The organism is Grimontia sp. THUN1695 (genome assembly GCF_059704325.2).
The window spans coordinates 2,028,557-2,050,867 of record NZ_AP046577.1 but is presented as its reverse complement, the minus strand read 5'-3'; the positions used below and the strand labels follow the sequence as shown (position 1 = coordinate 2,050,867).

The window sequence follows — 22,311 nt, the reverse complement described above, 5'->3', positions numbered from 1 at the left end:
TGTTACGCCAACCTATCCAAGCAACCTGAAGAGAACGTATGACTGGCGTTGTGGAGATTGCGCCAGTCAACGTGCTAACAGGGAGATCTCTGAATCACTCTGGGTTTGTTTAATTCTCCTTGAAAAAGAAAACGTGTTCCTATAGGCATCCGCTTATACATGAAAAAAGAGATGTCTTATTTTGGGGCTTAGGTATATTGAATCTTACGGTTGTGTTTTTCTTACAATCAATTGTTTGCAGGCTTAATTCATAGTTGTAAATACAAGTTAAGTCTCTGCGAGTTTCTCTAATGCCCTCTTGGGTTATTATCATCTTTATGTATACATTTGATTCTTGCTTATATAGACCATTAAAGCGACACAACAATCTCAAATCTTTTAGTTCCCTTAATTTTGTTAAGTCATTCTGATGTTTTACGCGTAGGATCTTTTTGGCCAGTTCTACATCACCCGATTTAAGTGCAGACTGACATTCACGGTTTGAAACCTGATGGCATAACGTCTCTATCTTTTTCATTGTTTTTATCCTAAATGGCTACAACATAATTATTGTCTTATTTTTGAAACACGAATTTAAAATGAATAAAATGGACATTTATTGTTTGTTTTTTCATGTGCTCTTCTTGTATGTACTCAGGATAAAAGAAAAAGCCTGTGGCATTGCACAGGCTTTAGGTTGGTATTTACTTCGTTACTGAACCTGTCGGTTACCAGCCTTTAACCGCACCCCCATCGAAAATTTCCAATGCGGCGTTGTAGACTGTGTCCGTCTGGTATGACTGAACGAACTGTTTTACGTTCTGTGCATCCACGTTATCTTTACGGGCAACAATCAGATTCACATACGGTGACTCTTTGTCTTCGACTAATATGCCATCTTTTTCTGGAGAAAGATTTATCGCACTGGCATAGGTGGTGTTGATGACTGCCAGGGTTACGTCGTCCAGGGAACGTGGCAATTGTGCGGCTTCCAATTCAACAATCTTCAGGTTTTTCGGGTTGCTGATAATGTCGAGGACTGTGGCTTTCAGGCCCGCTTCGTCTTTCACATCAATCAGTCCCTGTTTCTCAAGCAGCAACAGTGAACGGCCAAGGTTGGTTGGATCGTTGGGCACGGCGATTTGTGCGCCGTCTTCAATTTGCTCAACAGACGTAATTTTGCTTGAGTAACCTGCGATAGGGTAAACCAGCGTGTTGCCAGCAATTGCGAACTTATAGCCACGGTCACTGATTTGCTGATCCAGATAAGGTTTGTGCTGGAAGGCGTTGGCATCAATAGCGCCTTCTTCCAGTGCTGCGTTTGGCGATACATAATCTGTGAACGTAACCAGTTCAACATCAAGGCCGTATTTCTCTTTTGCGACTTTTGCAGCGACTTCTGCCACTTGTTCTTCAGCGCCGGCCATGACACCGATTTTCACCTTGGTCAGGTCAACGGTTTCTTCCTGTCCACAGCCGGTCAGTACCAATGTAGAAGCCAGGCCAACGGCAGCGGCGATTTTCTTGAGCGTAAACGTCATCACATATCTCCTTAAATTTTTTATATCCATGTAGGCGCGGGAAGCGCCTTGTTATCTGTGGTCAACCCGTTTTACAAGGTAGTCACCGGCTGACTGGATCAGTTGCACCATGATCACCAGCATCACCACGGTGATCAGCATGACAGTGCCGTCAAAGCGCTGATAGCCATAGCGAATACCGACATCGCCAAGGCCACCACCGCCAACAGCGCCCGCCATTGCCGAATAGCTCACCAGCGTCACCAGGGTGATTGTCGCGCCGTTCAAAATGCCGGGCAGCGCTTCTGGCAGCAGCACCTTGCGGATGATTTGCAGTGGGGTTGCCCCCATGGCCTGTGCGGCTTCCACCAGACCGGATGGCACTTCCAGCAGCGCACCTTCCACCAGTCGGGCGATAAAGGGAATAGCGCCGACAGTCAGCGGCACGATAGCGGCACCGGTGCCAATCGAACTGCCTACCACAAAGCGGGTAAACGGAATAATGGCAACCAGCAGAATAATGAAAGGGATCGAGCGGCCAATATTGACGACGATGCCGATCGACTTGTTCAGCGCCGTATTTTCAAGCAGGCCACGCGGTTTGGTCAGGTGCAGCAACACACCCAGCGGAATACCGAACAGGAAACCAATGGCGCCAGAAACAAACACCATGGTCAGAGTTTGGCCCAGTGCATCAATCAACAGGCCAACGAGTCGTTCATTTTCGGCAAACCAGCCTGAAACGGCAGCAATATTAAGCGACATAGCCTAGCACCTCGACGTTGATATTGTGTTCCCTGAGATCAGTCAGCGCCTTGTTGACGTTGTCTTCCTCACCGAAAAATTCTGCCAGCATCAGGCCAAACTTCACGCCTCCGGCATAATCCATATCTGAGCTTAAAATACTGATGTCGATATTGAATTTTCTTGAAACCTGGCTGATCACCGGGGCATCGACACTGGCGCCGGTAAATTCAAGGCGAACCAAAGGCGGTAAACCTCTGCTGTTTTCCGGTGTGAGGCGCTCGGCATAATCACGGGGAATGGATAAATCCAGGGTAGAGCGGATAAAGGTGCGCGCCAGTTCAGATTTCGGGTGGGCGAAAATATCACCGACCGCCCCTTTTTCAACCAGCTCACCGTCACCGATGATTGCCACTTCATGGCAAATGCGCTTCACCACATCCATTTCGTGGGTGATCAGTAAAATGGTTAATCCCAGCTTCTGGTTGATGGTTTGCAGAAGGGTCAGGATTGATTGTGTGGTGGCAGGGTCCAGGGCGCTGGTGGCTTCGTCACACAGTAGCACTTTTGGATCGCTTGCCAGCGCTCGGGCAATCGCGACGCGTTGCTTTTGTCCTCCACTGAGGTTTGACGGATAGCTCAGGTGCTTGTCATTAAGACCTACCAAATCGAGCAGCTCGGTCACTTTGGTCTGGATATATTGGCGATCCTTGCCTGCAAGCTCCAGCGGTAAGGCCACGTTGTCAAACACGGTGCGGGAAGACAGCAGGTTGAAGTGCTGGAAGATCATCCCGATTTTCTGGCGCTCCCGTGTCAGGTCAGATTGGGAAAGGGCGGTAAGCTCAACACCATCAACTAAAACCTGGCCGGATGTTGGGCGTTCTAACAGGTTAACGATACGTATCAGCGTACTCTTGCCCGCGCCCGAGGCGCCAATCACGCCGAAAATCCTGCCCCGTGGAATGTGAAGATTAATCTCGCGCAGGGCGTGGATCGTCAAATCCCCTTGTTTGAATGCCTTATTAACCTGTTTTATTTCGATCATACGCCTTCCTGGACAAAATCGTGTTAATGAGAGGTGGCAAAGATAGTGGTTGTTATTGAGTTTTTGTTTTTATTTAGTGTTTATTACTATCTGATGCTATTTATTGTCGCAAACTAAGTCAATAGATATTTTTACGTCTAGACGTCTAAATTAAGGTCGGTGTCTGAGAGGCTGCTTGGCAGGTAAAGTGATGTGAGAAATGCTTCTTTTTGCCGATCCAATTCGTCTGGCATCACCAAAGGAACAGTATCGTGTCCTTACCCACCGGCTATGATTTTACTCATTGGGGCTGTATGCAAAAAAGCGAGAGGTTATTCTGTATTTTACACACTAAATAGCGTTACCTACTCCTGCTCCAGTTTTTAGTGGCACGCTACTCTGAAGTCACAGAGTGCTTTATCTATCAGGTGGTTACTCTCAATTCAGTTCATTGTTTGACCAACTTCAAACAACCTTGAGTTGCTGCTATTTGCGAGGGCGCAGAATGAGTAGAGTTATTGCAACATCTTATTAACCGTAAGGTTAGTGAGAGTGACAAGGACTGAACAGGCAGCATGCACTTATTTTAGGCGATCTTTCCTGCTGCTTGTTGTTATCGCTATTTCAAGCAAGGAGACTGAAATCATGTTGAAACGTCGTTCGTTCCTCGCCACTGCTGCCGTTGCACTGAGTGTGTTTCTGGCTGGGTGTGGTGAACAGAAGCAGGAAGCGGCTGCAGAAGCTGCACCCGCCGCGCAGGAAAAAATCACTTGGAAAATGGTCACCACCTGGCCGAAGAACTTCCCTGGTCTGGGAACCGGTGCCAATAACCTGGCTGAGTTGATCACTGAAATGAGTGATGGCCGCCTGGAAGTGAAAGTCTATGGTGCCGGTGAACTGGTTGGGGCGCTTGATGTGTTTGATGCGGTTTCCCGCGGTACTGCTGAAATAGGCCATGGTGCTGGTTACTACTGGAAAGGGAAAGCGCCGGCAGGACAATTCTTTGCGGCAGTCCCTTTTGGCCTCACTGCACAGGAAATGAACGGCTGGATTTATAGTGGTGGTGGCCTGGAATTGTGGGCGGAAGCCTATGAACCTTTCGGTATCATTCCTATGCCCGCCGGTAACACAGGTGTGCAAATGGGTGGCTGGTTTAATAAGGAAATCAATGAAGTCAGCGACCTTGAAGGCCTGAAAATGCGTATCCCCGGGTTGGGTGGCGAAGTGCTGAAACGTGTAGGCGGCACACCGGTACTGTTACCGGGTGGTGAAATCTTCCCATCACTGCAATCCGGTGCGATTGATGCCACTGAGTGGGTTGGCCCGTACAACGATTTGGCGTTTGGTCTGCACAAAGCGGCGAAATACTATTACTACCCAGGGTGGCACGAGCCAGGTACAACGTTGGAAGCGCTGATCAACAAAAACGCGTTTGAAGCCCTGCCGAAAGATTTACAAGCTATCGTGCTGGCGGCAACCCGTGTCGCTAACGCCGACATGTTGGCTGAGTTTACCGCACGTAACAACGCGGCACTGGAAAGCCTGATTAACGAGCACAAAGTAGAACTGCGCCCATACCCACAAGAAGTGTTAAGCCAGCTTCAGGCTGTCGCGGATGACGTGGTGGCAGAGCAGGCTGAAGTGGATGAGATCAGTAAGAAAGTGTACGACTCTTACAAATCATTCCGCGATCAGGCGATCGACTGGCACGCCATCTCTGAGCAAGCCATGCTGAACGCCCGTAATCCGCAATAAGGTTGATAGGGCAGTGCCGCTCAGGTGCTGCCTTTTACTCTCCCCATAAAAATACAGCCTTCGGGCTGAAGTAAGAGTTGTCGTATGGAAAACGCTTCTCCTTTTTTGATTGCCCTCGTCCGTGGGATCAATCGTTTTAGTGATTGGACAGGTCGCTTCGTTTCCTGGTTCGTGTTGGCCATTGTGCTTATCACCTTCGTAGTGGTGGTGATGCGTTATGTGTTCAACATGGGCTCGGTGTTTATGCAAGAGTCCGTTCTCTATTTTCATAACTATGTGATTATGCTTGGTGCAGCTTACGCGCTGCTGAAAGGTGCTCACGTCCGCGTGGATATTTTTTACCGCCCCATGTCTGACAGGAAAAAAGCCTGGGTGGATTTGATGGGCTTTCTGCTCCTGTTGTTGCCGACTTGCGCCTTTATTTTCTATATCGCGTGGGACTATGTCGCTGCGTCGTGGGCTATTATGGAAGGTTCGCAGGAAGCCGGGGGTGTGGATGCCCGCTATATCTTCAAAACCAGCATCCTGTTGATGCCAGCACTGGTGATCATTCAGGGATTGGCTGAAGCATTAAAAGCCCTTTTGACGTTGACCGGCCATCAGGTACTGGCAAAACAGCTGGAAGACCATGATGAGGAGCACGCGCTATGACCGAGTTCTTTGCATTGTTCCTGTTTTTGTTCACTTTCGGCGTGTTGTTGCTCGGCTACCCGGTGGCATTTTCGCTCAGCGGTTCAGCGCTGTTATTCGCCTTTATTGGTTCGGTAACCGGTACGTTTGATCCGGCATTCCTGGAGGCGATTCCTAATCGTATTTCCGGCACCTTGTCTAACGAGCTGTTGGTGGCTATTCCGCTGTTCGTTTTTATGGGCGTGATGCTGGAAAAATCGAAAATTGCGGAAGATTTACTCGATACCATGGGGCAGGTGTTTGGCGGGCTTGCCGGTGGGCTCGGTATTTCGGTGACTATCGTTGGCATGCTACTGGCCGCCAGTACCGGTATTGTGGGTGCGACAGTGGTCACCATGGGCTTGCTGTCGTTACCTTCCATGATGAAGCGAGGTTATTGCCCACGCATTGCGACGGGAACGATTTGCGCGTCGGGGACATTGGGGCAAATCATTCCGCCATCAATCGTCTTGGTTTTGCTGGGGGATGTCATTTCATCGGCTTACCAGCAGGCGCAGCTCGATCAGGGGATCTATTCACCGGAAAGTGTCACTGTGGGTGACCTGTTTCTGGGCGCGCTGGTGCCGGGCTTTGTGCTGGTGGGGCTGTATATCGTGTATTTGATTGGCATTGCGATGTTCCAACCGCACCGTGTGCTGCCAATTCCGGCAGAAGACCGTAAGGTCAGCAACGAGCTGTTTATTCAGGTGATGACGGTGCTTATCCCGCCGGTGCTGCTCATTGTATTGGTGCTTGGCTCGATCCTTACTGGTATTGCCACGCCAACCGAGGCGGCATCAGTTGGTTCTGTTGGTGCGATCATCCTTGCGGCCAGCAAGCGGATGTTTAACGTCGCTATTTTGAAAGACGTGATGCGTACGACCACGGAAGTGACCGCCATGGTCTTTTTGATCCTGATTGGTGCTTCGCTGTTTGCCCTTGTATTCCGTGGATTTGGTGGTGACGATATTGTTCGTGACTTCCTGACCAGTCTGCCGGGTGGTGTCTTTGGTGCCATGTTATTGGTGATGCTGGTGCTGTTCCTGTTGGGCTTTTTCCTCGATTTTATTGAAATCACCTTCGTGGTGATCCCTATTGTTGCACCAATCCTGCTGACCATGGGGGTTGATCCTGTCTGGCTTGGGATCATGATTGCCTTAAACCTGCAAACCTCTTTCCTGACGCCGCCATTTGGTTTCTCGTTGTTTTACCTTCGGGGGGTGGCACCGGATTCAATTTCAACCCTCGATATCTACCGGGGAGTCACGCCATTTATTGCCATTCAAATTCTGGTGCTGGTGATGCTGGCTTACTGGCCGTCACTGGCGACCTGGTTACCGGAACTGGTTTATGGTTAAATGACATTGAGCCTGTGTATAAGCCTCCGAATCCGGAGGCTTTTTTCGTTTTCGGATTACCGCTTGACGGGATGCCTCTGTCGGTTTTAATTACGTTTCTTCGCGCTTGATTTGTCTGGAGATGATGTGGCACCTGCAATTGATTTCGCCATGCTGGCAGTGTTTATACCTACTTTCTTTTTCGTGTCGGTAACCCCGGGGATGTGTATGACACTGGCGATGACGCTCGGCATGAGTATCGGCGTTCGCCGGAGTTTGCACATGATGTGGGGAGAGCTCATTGGCGTGGGGCTGGTTTCGCTGGCGTCGGTGATTGGCGTAGCAGCAATCATGCTGAATTATCCTGAGCTGTTTCTGTTCCTTAAGTATGTTGGTGGGGCTTACCTGTTTTACCTTGGTGTGCAGATGTGGTTATCGAGAGGGAAGATGGCGATCCCGGCAGACTTATCTTCCAGTGCAGATACATCGCCGCTGACGCTTGCTATGCAAGGGTTTGTGACTGCCATTGCCAACCCGAAAGGGTGGGCGTTTATGATCTCTCTGCTGCCACCGTTTATTAACCCGTCTCTGGCATTGCCTCCCCAGCTTTCGGTGCTGATTGGTATTATCCTGCTGACGGAATTTGGCTGTTTGTTGCTTTATGCCAGTGGTGGCCGCACGCTGCGCCATTTCCTACAAAAAAGTGGCAATGTGCGCATGATGAACCGCATTGCAGGCTCGTTGATGATGGGGGTCGGAGTTTGGCTGGCTGTTGGCTAAGGTTAACTGACCCTAATCTTTGTATGTCTCAGCAATCCGAATAAATGCGTTTTTGGCATTAAACATGATGTCGACCAGTTGGGGGTCAAAGTGCGACCCCCTGCCTTCCCGAATAATATCAAACGCTTCATCATGGGTCATCGCGGCTTTGTACACGCGCTTACTGACCAAGGCATCAAAAACATCGGCCACCGCCATCAAGCGTGCACTCAAGGGAATACCTTCTCCGGACAGGCCTTGCGGGTATCCCGACCCATCCCATTTTTCATGGTGACCGTAAACAATTTCCTTGGCGGTACTTAGGAAAGAGTAGTGTGCGCCGACTTCTTCTTCTGCTTTGACGATCGCTTTATAACCCAGTTTGGCGTGGGTTTTCATGATCTCAAACTCTTCTGAGGTCAGTTTGCCGGGTTTGAGTAGGATGGAATCGGGGATCCCCACTTTGCCAATGTCATGGAGCGGCGCAGTTTTGAATACCATGGTGATGTATTCCGGTGTCACCAAATCGGGATATTTTCCACGAAGATAGAGTTGGTCGGCCAGGATCTTCACGTAATACTGGGTACGGATAATGTGGTTTCCTGTATCCTGATCGCGCGTTTCGGCGAGGCTTGCCAGCGCGTTGATGGTAACATCCTGTATGACGCTTAACTCTTCCACGCGACGTTGCACTTCAGCTTCGAGATACTCGTTTTGGTTATGCAGGAAATCTTTGGATGCTTTGTTTTCTAAATGAATTTTGATGCGCGCTAGGGTAATGGGTGGACTGAGCGGCTTTTTGATGTAATCTGCCGCACCAACAGAAAAGCCGTATTCTTGATCTTCAGATTTGTATTTTGAGGTGAGGAAAATCACCGGAATGTCACTCGCCCCTTTTTTGGCTTTGATTTGCCGGCACACTTCATACCCGTCCATCCCGGGCATGACGACATCCAGCAAAATCAAATCAATCGTAAACTTCTCGACAATCGCCAGGGCGGTTTGACCATTGGTTGCCGCTTTGACGTCGTAATTGTCTTTGAGCATTTCACTGACAAACACGAGGTTTTCAGGCGTATCGTCGACGACCAAAATAGTTGCCCGTTTTTTGGGGGTATTCTCCGGTGATACCATCAAGAGGATCCTGAATCACTTTCCACTTATTCAATCCTAGGTCTACTCTTAATATTGTTCCAATTGTGAGCGGCATTATTTTATATGAGACATACGCTTAGATGATAAGGCAGGTTCTAACATGCCCCTAAGTGCATCACCAAATGGTGGGGAAACCTATAGACTTTGGATTGCTACGGGTAAAAGTGACTGAATGGCTAACAAAAACAGTGCTCAGCGTTACAGTCTCGGGTAATAGTGGCTCTGCAGAATGACAACCCAGTAAACCTCGGGAAACAAAAAACGTATCGCGACCGATATCGCTGAAGCTGAACGGATTCAGAGGAGAGCCAACATGGAATACGACGACACAATGTTTGATCTGATGGTTAATAGCATCCCGGGCATCAATCTTGGGGAAGGCGTTCAACGCCTTGGTGGTAACAAGGCCAAATATCTGAAAATTCTCTCCTTGTTCTTAACTTCCCAACGGACTGCCATAGAACAGCTTCTGTCAGATATCGATAACAGTGAAAAGGCGATTGTGGCGCATTCATGCAAAGGTGCCGGTAGCAATATTGGTGCTGATGCCATCTCGAAGGTTGCTTCCGGGCTGGAAGATAAATACAACGCAGGTGATGTTGTCAGAGATGCGGAAGTGAATGCACTGAAAAACCTGATCATTGAGGCGATGGATAAGTTTGATGAAATCGCACTGAGTGCTGTATCGACAGATATGAAGCCTGCCGTCCAGGAGGAAATCAAACCACTGAATGCGTACCTGATGGAACAAATTAATGTGTTGCAAACCAGTTTGCAGGAATTTGATATCGAGGTGCAGGACAAGCTCTCCTCGTTGTCAAAAGATTTGCCGCAATGGTGTAACCAGCTTGATGAGTTTAAACGCCTTCAGGAGGCGGTGAACCAGTTCGATTTCCTGATGGCAGAGGAGCACCTCAAAGCGTTGAAGAAAAAAACCGGGTGACCGGGAAATTTGCTTGCCGGATAAACAGAAAAAGCCGACGCAATTGGCGTCGGCTTTTCAGTGCGGGATGCGGGCTTATTGGGCCGCTTCTGCTTCTTCGGCTTGTTTTGCCTGAATCGCAGTCAGCGCAACGGTGTAAACGATGTCGTCTACCAGTGCGCCGCGGGACAGGTCGTTAACAGGCTTGCGCATACCTTGCAGCATAGGACCGATAGAAACCAGGTCGGCGGAACGCTGTACCGCTTTGTACGTGGTGTTACCGGTGTTCAGGTCTGGGAACACGAATACAGTCGCTTTACCTGCCACTGGTGAGTTAGGCGCTTTAGATGCTGCCACGTTCTCCATGATAGCGGCATCGTACTGCAGAGGACCGTCGATCATCAGATCAGGACGTTTCTGCTGGGCAATCCGTGTCGCTTCACGCACTTTCTCAACGTCTGCACCCTGGCCGGATGTACCGGTAGAGTAAGAGATCATGGCAACGCGAGGTTCAATGCCGAATGCTTTCGCAGAATCCGCAGACTGGATAGCGATTTCCGCCAGTTGTTCTGCGTTTGGATCTGGGTTGATTGCGCAGTCACCGTATACCAGAACCTGGTCAGGCAGCAGCATGAAGAACACAGAAGACACCAGAGATGCGTTTGGCGCCGTCTTGATGATTTGCAGCGGTGGACGGATGGTGTTCGCCGTAGTGTGAACCGCACCGGAAACCAGACCATCAACTTCGTTTGCTTCCAGCATCATGGTACCCAGTACCACGGTGTCTTCCAGTTGCTCACGCGCAACCACTTCGGTCATGCCTTTGTTCTTACGCAGCTCAACCAGACGTGCAACGTATTTCTCACGCACGGTGTCTGGGTCGATGATTTCTACACCTGCGCCCAGGGTCACGCCCTGTTGCTCAGCAACACGTCTGATTTCGTCTGGGTTACCCAGCAGCACACATTCCGCAATTTTACGTTCAGCACAGATGGCTGCCGCTTTCACGGTGCGTGGTTCATCACCTTCAGGCAGCACGATACGTTTGGCCGCTTTACGTGCCAGCTCAGTCAGCTGGTAACGGAATGCCGGTGGGCTCAGGCGACGCTCGCGTGTAGAGCCTTCAGACAGTGATTCGATCCAGTTGCCGTCAACGTGTGCTGCAACGTGGTTTTGAACGAATTCAACACGCTCTTTATCGTCAGCCGGTACTTCCAGGCTGAAGCTTTGCAGGTTCAGTGACGTCTGCCAGGTGTTACCTGCAGTGGTGAACACTGGCAGGCCAGCTGCGAACGCACGCTCACACAGGCTGTGCAGCTGTTCTGGGATGCTGTAGCCGCCGGTTAGCAGCAGGGCACCGATTTCCAGGCCATTCATTGCTGCCAGACAGGCCGCAACGATAACGTCAGGGCGGTCGGCAGAGGTTACCAGCAGGGAGCCTGCGCGGAAGTGTTCAATCATGTTAGGGATTGAACGCGCGCAGAATGTGATGCTCTTGATGCGACGGGTGTTGATATCCCCTTTGTTGATGATTTCAGCATTCAGGTGTTTCGCCAGATCGCTTGCACGGGTGGCGATCAGGTCAATGCTCCAAGGCACACAACCCAGAACGCGGATAGGACTGGAGTTGAAAATCTCCATCACTTCAACATTGCTGCCTTTGGCAGTATTGTTGTCATCGAAGATATCAGACAGGTCAGGGCGGGTACGGCCTTGTTCGTCAACCGGTGCGCCATGTTTGTTGATCATAACACCCGCAATGTTCGGGTTCTTGATACCACCGAAGTTAGAGACAGCAACCTCGATACGCTCTTTCAGTTGCGCAGGGTTATCGGTACCTGGGGTGGTGACGAATACGATTTCCGCGTCCAGTGTTTTTGCGATTTCGTAGTTGACCTGATTCGCAAATGGGTGGTTGCGGGTTGGTACCAGACCTTCAATCAGCGCCACTTCTGCTTCTGCGGTTGCTTCTTTAAAGCGGGCAATGATCTCTTCCATCAACACGTCTGTCTGATCAGTACGGATCAGCGCTTCAGCGTTTGCCATGGTCAGTGGCTCTGCCACTTTCATGTCGCTGTTGGCTTCGATGATGGTGGTTGTCAGGTCAGGTTGGTCGCCGCCGTGGCGAGGTTGGGCAATGGGTTTGAAAAATGAAACTCGAAGGCCCTTTTGTTCCATCGCACGCAGTACGCCCAGGCTAACGCTGGTCAGACCGACACCTGTGCCGATGGGAATGAGCATAATAGTACGGGACACGCTTGATTCCTCTTTACTATGTAGGAAGCAAAACCCACAGGATGCAGGTTTTGTTAATTATTCAGTTTGGCAGAACATCAGATCACTTTGCCAAATTGAAACGGCTGATCACCTTGATCAGCCGCATGTTTGCATCGAATGGTGATTAGATTTCAGCCAGACGTGCAGTGTCTTGTGCGATAACCAGCTCTTCGTTGGTTGAGATAACCATGGCTGGAACACGGCTGTTGTCAGTTGTGATAACACCTTCACCGCCGAAACGGGCTTTCAGGTTGCGCTCCTGGTCAACTTCAACACCCAGCAGACCCAGACGGTTCAGTACTTGCTCACGGATTGGACCAGAGTTCTCGCCGATACCGCCAGTGAACACGATCGCGTCCAGACGGCCATCCAGACAGGCAGTGTAACCTGCAACGTATTTCGCCAGACGGTGACAGAATACGTCCATTGCGCGGGTTGCTTCTTCTTTAGAACCGTAGTTGTCTTCAACAAAACGGCAGTCAGACGTCACTTCAGTCAGACCCATCAGGCCAGACTCTTTGGTCAGCATGTTGTTGATTTGCTCAACGCTGTAGCCCAGTGCATCGTGCAGGTGGAAGATGATGGCAGGATCCAGGTCACCAGAACGGGTACCCATTACCAGACCTTCCAGTGGGGTCATACCCATAGAGGTGTCGACAGATTTACCGTTCTTGATGGCACAAACAGACGCACCGTTACCCAAGTGGCAGTTGATGATGTTCAGTTCTTCAACCGGTTTGCCCAGACGCGCTGCTGCTTCTTGCGCGATGAAGTAGTGAGAGGTACCGTGCATGCCGTAGCGGCGGATACCGTGCTCTTTGTACAGCTTGTATGGCAATGCGTATAGGTATGCTTCTTCAGGCATAGTCTGGTGGAACGCGGTGTCGAAAACGGCGACGTTTTTCAGGTTAGGGAAGGCAGCTTTCGCCGCTTCAATACCCACCAGGTGCGCAGGGTTGTGCAGAGGTGCGAAACTTGCTGCGTTTTCGATACCTTTCAGTACGTCGTCGGTGATCAGTGCAGACTGAGTGAACTGCTCGCCGCCGTGTACAACACGGTGGCCGATCGCGCCCAGGTTTTCTGCCAGTTCTGGTTTAGAAGCCAGAATTGTTTCAACGATGAAGCTCAGCGCTTCTTTGTGCGCTGCGCCTTCGCCCAGCTGCGCTTCGTGTTTACCGTCCAATTTCCACTTAATACGTGCTTCTGGCAGGTGCAGGCACTCAGCCAGACCAGACAGGTGTTCATCACCTGTTTGCGCATCAACGATAGCGAATTTCAGCGAAGAGCTGCCGCAGTTAAGAACAAGAACCAGCTTAGACATTTGAGACTACCTATTCATGTAAAGTAGAGGGTGTTTACTCATCGGAGAAGGATAGTTGATTAAGGTCACATTCACCTTCCCAGAAAAACGTTTAGCAAAATTTGTCGCGGAATAGACACATCGCTCATCAGTCCATGATAGATACCCTGTGTATTGTGATACGGCCGCTTCAAAAACAAAGCCAGAAACCTCTTTCTGCCGTTTCGTGTAATATCAACGGGTATGCAACGAAAAACGCCAGACAGACTTACCCGCAGGCTCACCGTCATTGGTGATTTGTTGCGCTGCCGGCCATCCATTTGGCGTTTCAGTGGTTGCGAGATAATCAAATCCGAGCAACAATTGATTTAGGTCGGCTAAGTCTAGCGATACTTGCGACAGATAACAAAAATTTTTGAGTCATTCTTGATTTGAATTAAGGTTTATCAACTTTATTTTAAAAATTGCAGCAAGTTTTTAGCCGATAATACAGTGACATCGCTTGAGAGGTATGCGCCGTATGAGTAATAAGACGATGTGGGACGCTTTCCGTGATGGTCAGAAGTACATGACGGAATGGCCGGTCCGAAAAGAGTTGGCACCGATGTTTCCGGAAAACCGGGTGATCCGTGCCACCCAGTTTGCGATCAAAGTGATGCCGGCTGTTGCTGTAATCAGTGTATTGATGCAAATGGCCTTCAATAACTATTCGGGCCTGCCTCAAGCCATGATTATGGCATTGTTTGCATTGAGCCTGCCGCTACAGGGGTTGTGGTGGCTGGGGAAGCGACGCGAAACACAACTGCCTCCTGCATTGGCCGGTTGGTATCGTGAATTGCACGAAAAAATTGTCAGCGAAGGTGGGGCCGTTCAGCCAATGAGAAGCCGCCCCCGTTATAAAGAACTGGCCCACACTCTGAACCGTGCGTTTAAGCTGCTTGATAAGGCATCGCTGGAGCGTTGGTTCTGATATACAACGAGGGAAAAAACGCCCCGGTTTTGCGCTGGGGCGTTTTTGTTTGTGTATTGGATTGTCAGCTTGGGAATGGCCCTTACTCACAAGTGGTTTCTTTCGCTGCGTTTGTGTGGCGCATGGTTTTTAGTGCAGCACGCATTTCTTCATCTGTCAGCCACTGCGGCGGCAGTGGGAACACCACCAAACGGAAATCTTTCACGTCAGTCCCAAGTGGCGCGTCTTCAGATTGAGGGGAGATAATGGCAATCTTGAGGTCAGGATTTCTGGCCGAGATACGTGCAGCGATACCAAGCCCCTCTTCAACGTGGAAAGCGCCGGCAATGTGCATCACCTTGTAACCGGGGTTGTCAGCAAGAAAGTGCACAATACTTTCCGCCATGGTGTCGTCCCACGCCAGCTGTGCCAGATACTGATTTCCGTTTTTTTCTTCATCGCCATGGAACAGGGTCGCAAGAAACTTCTCTTTGTAAGGAGACTCACCGTCATGAAGTGTGTCTGCTACCAGACGCCGTTTTTCAGCAGGTAAGCGCTCAAGGTAGCCTTTGCCTTCCCTGGCGATGCAGCGAACAATCTCAGTTGGTGCGTTAGCTGCAACCACTGGCAGGGAGTGGGCTTTGGCATATTCCACCAACGGGCGGTAGCTCCCTTCATAGTTTGGCCATTGACGGGTTTTGCCCAGCAGGCTGCTTTCACCGAACTCACCGGCAAGGTAACCGTCAATCACGCTTTGGTCCTGGCGCGTGAACTGTTCCATAGAAAGGGCGGTGTTGGGATGGCGGGAGGTGAGCGCTGCCAGAAGCTGGGTTTGAAATAGGTGTATGCCGGGGTGGGAGTGCCATTCCCCAACCAGCACAACGTCGGCGTCAGTAACAGCATCAGCAAGTGCATTGAGTGAATAAGGGACGCCTGCGGGGGATTCTATGCGGTAGTCGTACAGAGTGCCGGCAGAAGAAGGGGGCGCCTGCGTCGCAACGGAGTGGGCACACCCGGCTAGGGCAAATGTCAGTAAGGTAGCGGATAAAGCGCGTATCGGCATGGCAAGTCCCTAAAGTCAACAGACCCCAATAGAAATCCTTAGATACGCTCCATTATGGTGTAACAGCTCCGTTATGCAATGCGACTAGCTGGCTTTTCTGTATACCCGCAACGTGAAATCTGCTTCACATTCAAACTGTTTGGCGTCTTTCAGGGCTTGCCACAGGCTTTCCGGTGCGCGCCAGGCAAACGGCGTCATTTGCAGCAGGGTAGTGGCGTCCGTGCTGTTCAGCGTCATCAGGTAAGCGACACTCTGCTCGGTTTCGAGGGTAAACCCCGGCAAGTTTTCAACCGGCACATCATGCAAGCGCACTTCGTCATAAATACCGGCCTTCAATTGGTAAAGGTGACGCGGTCCCGGTGTGACAGTAACCACCACACCATTGTTTTTCACCGTACGTGCCAGCTCATCGCCATTGCAGGGAGCATAAATGCGCACCACGGCATCCAGTTGGTTGTCTGCAAAGGGCAGGCGCTGGCTGGAGGCAACCAGAAAATCCACGTTCGGGTAGCGTTTGGCACCATAGCGGACCATCACCTTGGAGATATCGAGACCATAAACCTGTGTTTCAGCCAGTTGCCCGGCCAAGAAACTGGTGTAATAACCCTCCCCGCATCCGATATCCAGAAGCTCGGCACCGGTTTTGCCCGCAAGCAGGGATGTCAGCATTTCGCCGACAGCATCACGCATAGGCTGATAGTGGCCGCCATCAAGGAACTGGCGACGCGCCTGCATCATCTCTTTGTTGTCACCGGGATCTTTTGAACGTTTGTGTTGCACAGGCAACAGGTTCACATAGCCTTCTTTGGCCAGATCGAACTGGTGGTTACTGGCACACTTGTAAGTGCGGCCGGAAAGATTCAGTGGCTGTTGGCACAGCGGACAAAGGTAAGATGGCATAGCGGTGTGTCGACAAGGATCAATGAGCGCAAAGGATACGGGGACAGACACCGCGTATCAAGTGATTGTGGCCTGATGGGACCTGTACTTCGGTTAATGGTTCTCTCCGGGGGGATGATTTTCTTTAAAAAGCTGAACAGGACGTTTAGCTTTTTTGTGTAGATAGGTTTCCCCGTCCCCTTAAGCAGACGGGGAAAGCGCAAACCGGCTATTTATTTTTTCGGTTCGCTGCCCAGACATACAACAGTTCAGTGGCAATTGTAGCGGCCGCTAGCGAGGTTAACTCTGCGTGATCGTAGGCCGGTGCTACTTCTACCACATCCATCCCAATCAGGTTGACGCCTTGCAGAGCACGGATAACCTTCAGGATTTTGTCCGTGCTCAGGCCGCCACATACTGGTGTGCCGGTGCCCGGCGCATAGGCGGGATCCAGACAGTCAATGTCAAAGGTCAGGTAAACCGGGCGGTTGCCAACGCGGGTTTTGATTGCCTCGACAATTTGTTCCACTGTCCAATCGTTTGCTGTTGCGGCATCTACCACCTGATACCCTAATTTGTCGCTGTGTTCGGTGCGGATCCCAATCTGGATAGAATGCGCAGGGTCAATCAGCCCTTCGTTTGGCGCGTGATAGAACATGGTGCCATGGTCGTATTGGCTGCCCATGTCATAGGTGTCGGTATGGGCATCAAAATGCACCAGTGCCATCTTGCCGAATTGCTTGGCATGTGCGCGCAGCAATGGCAGGGTCACAAAGTGGTCACCACCAAATGTCAGCAGGGTTTTACCCTCAGAAAGTAGGCTGGTTGCGTGAGCTTCGAGGCGCTTACACATTTGTGCCGCATCACCACAATCAAACACCAAATCGCCACAATCAGCGATCTTGATTTCTTTGGTCAGGGAAAAATCCCATGGCCATTTTTTACTTTCCCACGCCAGGTTGGTGGATGCCTGGCGAATAGCACTCGGCCCCATTCGTGCGCCAGAGCGGCCTGTGGTCGCCATATCAAAAGGGACACCGGTGATCACAACGTCTGCATCACAGCCTTGTGGGTTAAACACCAAAGGTTGGCGCAGGAAACCAAACGCATTGGCGTACAGGGAATAATCGGGATGGTTGGCGAGGGTTGCCATAGTAGAATCCTTATAAAATGGCAGCCTGCTGTGCAGACTGCCTGAATGTTTAACAGTTGTGGCTGATGTCTTCGAGGTAGGTGTAACCTTTCAGACCCTCTGCCAGCTCAAGCAGGATCGCATCCTGCTCTTGAGCTGGCAGGGTTTTCACCATTTCCTGATATTGGTTTAAGAACGTATCAGCTTCCAGGTGCACATAGCGCAGAACATCACCCACGGTGTCGCCATGGTGAATTGATTCAATCTCATAGCCGCCTTCTTTCTTGCAGCGGACCACAGCGGAATCGGTATCCCCAAACAGGTTATGCATATCCCCCAGAATTTCCTGATATGCGCCTACCATGAAGAAACCGAGGCGGTAGGGCGATTCATTGTTCCAGGTTGGCACGGCCAATGTGCTTTCAATGCCCTGGCCTTCCACATATTGCTCGACTGCCCCGTCAGAGTCACAGGTGATATCAAGCAACACGGCGCGGCTTTGAGGCTCTTTGTCGAGTCTGGACAGCGGCAGGATAGGGAACACCTGCTCAATTCCCCAGGCGTCTGGCAGTGATTGGAACAGTGAGAAATTGACGAAGAACTTGTCTGCCAGACGGCTGTTCAGTTCGTCCAATACCGGGCGGTGTGCGCGGTTCTTGTGTGACATCTTGCGGGACAGTTCATAGCAGATACGCAGGCTGATTTGCTCTGCCCATGCACGCTCCGCGAAGTTCACCAGTCCCATCGTGAACTGCATGTGTACTTCCGCCAGATCGTTCTGGTTATCGTGGTAGATCTCAACCAGTGAACGCTGATCCGTCGACTGGCTGAGGTCTTTGAATGAACGCCACATGTTATGAAGGATTTGCGACGCGTTTTCAGCAGGCGCAAACACCTCTTCCCGCTTATAGCTTTCCACGCCCATCACATCGGTGATCAGCACAGCATGGTGTGCCGTAAGGTTACGGCCGGATTCAGAGATAATGCGTGGCATTTTGATATTGAATGCCTTACATACGTCGCCGATGGTAAACACCACATTGTTCGCATATTCGCGCTGGCTGTAGTTCATCGAGCAACTGCTTTGGCTGCGGGTGCCCTCATAATCAACCGCGAGACCACCACCGACATCCAGCGTGGTGATGCCTGCCCCCATTTGATAGAGCTCAGCAAATACGCGTGCTGCCTCGTTCACGCCGGATCGTACATCGCGGATATTGGCGATTTGGGAGCCCAGGTGGAAGTGCAGCAGTTGCAGGGTGTCCAGCATGTCCAGCTCACGCAGACGGTTCATCACCGTCATTACCTGAGAGGCGGAGAGGCCAAATTTTGACTTTTCACCACCGCTGGCCTGCCATTTCCCTTTGCCTTGGGACGCCAGTCGCGCACGCAAGCCCAGACGCGGTTTCACGCCCAGCGCCTTGGCTTCAGTCAGCACGGTATCAAGCTCTGAAAGCTTTTCCAGCACGATATAGACTTCGTGGCCCAGCTTTTCGCCAATTAATGCCAAGCGGATGTATTCGCGGTCTTTGTAGCCGTTGCAGACAATCACTGAGCTTGCCTGTTGTGCCATAGCGAGTACAGCCATCAATTCTGGCTTGCTACCCGCTTCCAGGCCTAACTGACGTTTTTGGCTTGCATACTGGCTTTTCAGGATTTCGCCAACCACTTCTTTTTGTTGGTTCACTTTGATGGGGTAAACCAGCAGGTATTCACCTTCGTAACCGTATTCGGCAATGGCATCATTGAAATGGGCACACAGGCTGTCAACACGGTGGTGCAGGATCTCTGGGAAACGCACCAGTACAGGCAACGACGCCCCTTTCGCGATCAGCTCATCAGCCAGTGCCGTCAGGGATATCGTGGTTTCTGGCTGGTTGGTATCCGGGCGGGCAACGACTTGACCTTGTGAATTAATATCAAAATATCCCTGGCCCCAATAAGATGTGTTGTAGACATCGCGGGCATCATTAATAGACCAATCACTCATGTTCATTCCTCAGTGGTGATTGGGTACAGGTCACCCCGGTGAGACAAGTAATAGAGATCGCCACCGGTGCACTGTACCAAATAAAAATAAAGGATAGTGCAGGTAGACCTTATTCAGGCATGTGTAGCGATAAATCGAGAAGCACGGCGTCCGCGCTGCGTGTTCGCTTGAGTGATGCCCGTTTCCTGCGGGAAGGTACCGACAGGGGTTGAGGGTTGTGTTGCGGATGGATGTTCGCTGCGGTGTCGCAAAGGGTAGTCAAGCCGGAAGCCTGAGTGTCGTGGTTTGCGATAGATTTCATTGCCATTCCTAAAAAGGCCGTGCCCATTACTGCACGGTATGACATAAAAACCGGCGGATTTTGACCTGCTGTGAGGCAGGCAATCGCCCGTATACACCTCGACGGCATTATTAAAACCGGTGGGTGCGAGGCGATTAGACAACCGATTATTCTTATGTGCAAATAAATTAATTTTGCGATGATAAGTGAAATATTCCATCAATAACCAGGCGCCATATTGTCTGGTTTTTCAAGAATAGTGAGAAAAAACAAAGCCGCTTTGGCTTGGGGCTGTTTATCGTTTGAACTTATGTTGACAGCCCCTGGCGGCTTTTATCAAGGCGTTAATAACATTATGCGTTAAAGATTTGGCACAGCTCGTTAGCACTCAGGTGGTACTGACGGGGACAGTTACGCCATACTTGTAGCATACGTTGATATTTTTCCAGCATCGGTGTCTGGCTGTTGAAGTGATGTGAACCTTTGTCGAATTGTGGGTACAGGCCTTCCACCTCCGTCAGGAAGCGTACGTAGTTCACCAAATGAGCTTCTGTCGCAGCATCAAAGCCCCAGAACTGCAGGCGGCGCGCATCCACATCGCACTCACAGCGCGTGTCATTCTCCAGCATGCGGTAAGATTCCTGCAGTGCGTGGTACATTTCCATGATATCAACAACCTGGCGGCAAAGCGCTTCTGACATGTCGCCAAAGTCCTTATTCAGTTCGCGCATTTGCAGGGCATAGCCACGCTCTACAATAATTTGTAGGCGGCGATATTTTTCTGCGTTTTGTGGATCAAGCTGGGACATTAGTGTGTATTGATTAGATAGGATAAGACGCTGAGCGTGTGTCATTTCCATAGTCGTGACCTCGAAAGATAAAAATTTTTATCCAAACAAACTCTTAGTTGTATTTTTAGGTGAGGGGATTGGCAATTCATGTGCCACAGATTAGCAGTTGAAGCCCGCCATTTTTTTGATCTGGATATAGATTAGTCACGTTTTTTTAACTTGAAAATTTACGCATTTTTATCGCGTAAAACCCAAAGAGAACAGGACGAGGATGATTTACTGGCAAGGAGTTGGATGGGGGTGTTTTCTGGTATCGCTTTGGCTTTGCTGGACGCCTATTGGTTGGCAGAAAATGCGTTCAGAAAAAGAATACCAACATTTGGTGTTTGCCAGTGGGATCGTCTTGTTTTGTCTGTGGGCGTTAAAGGCCGGGATCAGTGAGGGGCTGGATATTCACTTTCTTGGCATGACAGTTCTGACGCTCTGCCACGGCCCACGCATCGCCATCTGGATTTCCTTTATTCCGCTCATCCTGATGGTGGCCTTCGGCTTGTTGCCGTTTGCGGATGTCGGGTTGTATGCATTGACCACAGCAGTCATTCCGGCTCTGGTCAGTTATGTGGTATTTTACCTATCCTATCGTTACTTCAGCCATCACCTGTTTATCTATATCTTTATTGCTGGCTTTTTTAATGCCATCTTCACCATTATTTTTCATCTTTGTGTGGTTTCTATAGGCTACTGGGTGTCAGGACTTTATGGGTGGGAAACGATTGTCGACAACTACCTGTCACTGGCGCTGCTGATTGGATTTCCTGAAGGATTATTGAATGGGATGGCTGTGACTTTGATGGCGGTATATCGGCCACATTGGCTAAGAACGTTTTACGACCGTGAGTATTTATCGCCAGACCGATAAAGGCGCAAAAAAAACCAGCTTGAAGTCAGCCGGTTTTTATTTGTTCTTCAGTAAACCACTTTGTGTCCGTAGCCTTCGAGGAGGGTTTTCAGCCTCTCCATCGTCTCTTTTTTCGGAGGTTTGACATCTTTCAGCGCATACTCGAGGCCCAGTGCTTCCCATTTGTGTGCACCGAGTTGGTGATACGGCAGCATTTCCACTTTTTCGATGTTATCCATGTCTTTGATAAACTCGCCAAGACGGTGCGCGGACTCATCGTCGTCGGTATAGCCCGGGACAACCACATAGCGAATCCAGGTTTTCTGGCCTCGTTGGTGAAGGTAGCGGGCAAAATCCAGTGTCCGGTGGTTGGACACTCCCACCAGATCTTTATGAATATCGTCGTTCAATTGTTTGAGGTCAAGCATCACCAGATCGGTGGCATCCAGTACTTCATCAATCACATCTGTGTGTTTGCGGATATAGCCGTTTGTGTCCAGACAGGTGTGGATCCCCTCTGCTTTGGCGGCGCGGAAAAAGTCTCGTACAAATTCCGGTTGGAGCATGGCTTCTCCCCCGGATGCCGTCACGCCGCCACCTGAAGCATTGATAAAGTGACGGTAGGTGACCACCTCTTTCATGATTTCTTCGACGGTCACCTCTCGGCCATCATGTAGATCCCACGTATCACGGTTGTGGCAGTATTTGCAGCGCATCAGGCACCCTTGCATGAACACGATAAATCGAATGCCTGGACCATCAACGGTTCCACATGACTCAAAAGAGTGAATACGGCCAATCACCGACATGATCATCTCCAAAATACTGTAAAAAGTAAGGGGTGTTATTTTATGACAGAAATGAGGTGACCTAAAGGAATTCCGGTGT

20 protein-coding genes are annotated in these 22,311 nt (G+C 50.3%); 7 read left to right on the top strand and 13 right to left on the bottom strand.

The window, feature by feature from the left end:
- Positions 1-707 precede the first annotated feature (707 nt).
- The 3 genes from AC6IB1_RS12805 to metN are packed head-to-tail and all read right to left on the bottom strand — an operon-like array spanning position 708 to position 3,288.
- Positions 708-1,520, bottom strand: a complete 813-nt coding sequence (locus tag AC6IB1_RS12805; RefSeq protein WP_497566987.1) for a MetQ/NlpA family lipoprotein — start codon at positions 1,518-1,520, stop codon at positions 708-710.
- Between the two features lie 51 nt (positions 1,521-1,571).
- Positions 1,572-2,264, bottom strand: coding sequence for a methionine ABC transporter permease (locus tag AC6IB1_RS12800; protein ID WP_497566986.1), 693 nt, complete (start codon positions 2,262-2,264; stop codon positions 1,572-1,574).
- Positions 2,254-3,288 (bottom strand): methionine ABC transporter ATP-binding protein MetN, encoded by a 1,035-nt coding sequence (metN, locus tag AC6IB1_RS12795; protein ID WP_497566985.1) that lies wholly within the window; start codon positions 3,286-3,288, stop codon positions 2,254-2,256. Before metN ends, AC6IB1_RS12800 begins: the two co-directional genes overlap by 11 nt.
- A gap of 624 nt (positions 3,289-3,912) precedes the next feature.
- Here metN and AC6IB1_RS12790 point away from each other — a divergent pair.
- The 4 genes from AC6IB1_RS12790 (at position 3,913) to AC6IB1_RS12775 (ending at position 7,808) form a co-directional block, all read left to right on the top strand.
- The gene (locus tag AC6IB1_RS12790) at positions 3,913-5,022 is read left to right on the top strand and encodes a TRAP transporter substrate-binding protein (protein ID WP_497566984.1); all 1,110 of its coding nucleotides are present in this window, start codon (positions 3,913-3,915) and stop codon (positions 5,020-5,022) included.
- Positions 5,023-5,106: 84 nt separating this feature from the next.
- The gene (locus AC6IB1_RS12785) at positions 5,107-5,673 is read left to right on the top strand and encodes a TRAP transporter small permease subunit (protein ID WP_497566983.1); all 567 of its coding nucleotides are present in this window, start codon (positions 5,107-5,109) and stop codon (positions 5,671-5,673) included.
- On the top strand, positions 5,670-7,049 hold the full coding sequence (locus AC6IB1_RS12780) for a TRAP transporter large permease (protein WP_497566982.1): 1,380 nt from the start codon (positions 5,670-5,672) through the stop codon (positions 7,047-7,049). Before AC6IB1_RS12785 ends, AC6IB1_RS12780 begins: the two co-directional genes overlap by 4 nt.
- A 138-nt stretch (positions 7,050-7,187) precedes the next feature.
- Entirely contained in the window at positions 7,188-7,808 is a 621-nt protein-coding gene (locus tag AC6IB1_RS12775) for a LysE family translocator (RefSeq protein ID WP_199249694.1), read from the top strand.
- A 12-nt stretch (positions 7,809-7,820) separates the two neighbouring features.
- Here AC6IB1_RS12775 and AC6IB1_RS12770 read toward each other — a convergent pair whose 3' ends face one another.
- Complete coding sequence (locus tag AC6IB1_RS12770; RefSeq protein ID WP_497566981.1) at positions 7,821-8,921, bottom strand: response regulator; 1,101 nt, start codon at positions 8,919-8,921, stop codon at positions 7,821-7,823.
- 334 nt (positions 8,922-9,255) lie between these two features.
- On the opposite strand from AC6IB1_RS12770, the gene AC6IB1_RS12765 reads away from it, so the two are divergent.
- A complete protein-coding gene (locus tag AC6IB1_RS12765) occupies positions 9,256-9,885 on the top strand; it encodes an Hpt domain-containing protein (protein WP_497566980.1) in 630 nt (209 codons plus the stop codon).
- 75 nt (positions 9,886-9,960) lie between these two features.
- On the opposite strand, the gene pta is transcribed toward AC6IB1_RS12765, so the two are convergent.
- Positions 9,961-12,105, bottom strand: coding sequence for a phosphate acetyltransferase (gene pta / locus AC6IB1_RS12760; protein ID WP_497569141.1), 2,145 nt, complete (start codon positions 12,103-12,105; stop codon positions 9,961-9,963).
- A 160-nt stretch (positions 12,106-12,265) separates the two neighbouring features.
- Entirely contained in the window at positions 12,266-13,462 is a 1,197-nt protein-coding gene (locus tag AC6IB1_RS12755) for an acetate kinase (RefSeq protein ID WP_497566979.1), read from the bottom strand.
- Between the two features lie 499 nt (positions 13,463-13,961).
- Here AC6IB1_RS12755 and yfbV point away from each other — a divergent pair, with 499 nt between their 5' ends.
- Entirely contained in the window at positions 13,962-14,411 is a 450-nt protein-coding gene (yfbV, locus tag AC6IB1_RS12750) for a terminus macrodomain insulation protein YfbV (RefSeq protein ID WP_497566978.1), read from the top strand.
- Between the two features lie 82 nt (positions 14,412-14,493).
- On the opposite strand, the gene AC6IB1_RS12745 is transcribed toward yfbV, so the two are convergent.
- The 6 genes from AC6IB1_RS12745 to AC6IB1_RS12720 form a co-directional block, all read right to left on the bottom strand.
- On the bottom strand, positions 14,494-15,453 hold the full coding sequence (locus tag AC6IB1_RS12745; protein ID WP_497566977.1) for a ChaN family lipoprotein: 960 nt from the start codon (positions 15,451-15,453) through the stop codon (positions 14,494-14,496).
- 84 nt (positions 15,454-15,537) lie between these two features.
- The gene (rlmA, locus tag AC6IB1_RS12740) at positions 15,538-16,353 is read right to left on the bottom strand and encodes a 23S rRNA (guanine(745)-N(1))-methyltransferase (RefSeq protein WP_497566976.1); all 816 of its coding nucleotides are present in this window, start codon (positions 16,351-16,353) and stop codon (positions 15,538-15,540) included.
- 208 nt (positions 16,354-16,561) lie between these two features.
- Positions 16,562-17,485 (bottom strand): agmatinase, encoded by a 924-nt coding sequence (gene speB, locus AC6IB1_RS12735; protein ID WP_497566975.1) that lies wholly within the window; start codon positions 17,483-17,485, stop codon positions 16,562-16,564.
- A gap of 49 nt (positions 17,486-17,534) precedes the next feature.
- The gene (gene speA / locus AC6IB1_RS12730; RefSeq protein WP_497566974.1) at positions 17,535-19,454 is read right to left on the bottom strand and encodes a biosynthetic arginine decarboxylase; all 1,920 of its coding nucleotides are present in this window, start codon (positions 19,452-19,454) and stop codon (positions 17,535-17,537) included.
- Positions 19,455-19,563: 109 nt separating this feature from the next.
- Entirely contained in the window at positions 19,564-19,755 is a 192-nt protein-coding gene (locus AC6IB1_RS12725) for a hypothetical protein (RefSeq protein ID WP_497566973.1), read from the bottom strand.
- Positions 19,756-20,087: 332 nt separating this feature from the next.
- Entirely contained in the window at positions 20,088-20,594 is a 507-nt protein-coding gene (locus AC6IB1_RS12720; protein ID WP_497566972.1) for a YfbU family protein, read from the bottom strand.
- Positions 20,595-20,796: 202 nt separating this feature from the next.
- Here AC6IB1_RS12720 and AC6IB1_RS12715 point away from each other — a divergent pair, with 202 nt between their 5' ends.
- A complete protein-coding gene (locus tag AC6IB1_RS12715) occupies positions 20,797-21,444 on the top strand; it encodes an energy-coupling factor ABC transporter permease (protein ID WP_497566971.1) in 648 nt (215 codons plus the stop codon).
- Between the two features lie 47 nt (positions 21,445-21,491).
- Here AC6IB1_RS12715 and pflA read toward each other — a convergent pair whose 3' ends face one another.
- The gene (pflA, locus tag AC6IB1_RS12710) at positions 21,492-22,232 is read right to left on the bottom strand and encodes a pyruvate formate lyase 1-activating protein (protein WP_005503564.1); all 741 of its coding nucleotides are present in this window, start codon (positions 22,230-22,232) and stop codon (positions 21,492-21,494) included.
- Between the last annotated feature and the right edge of the window lie 79 nt (positions 22,233-22,311).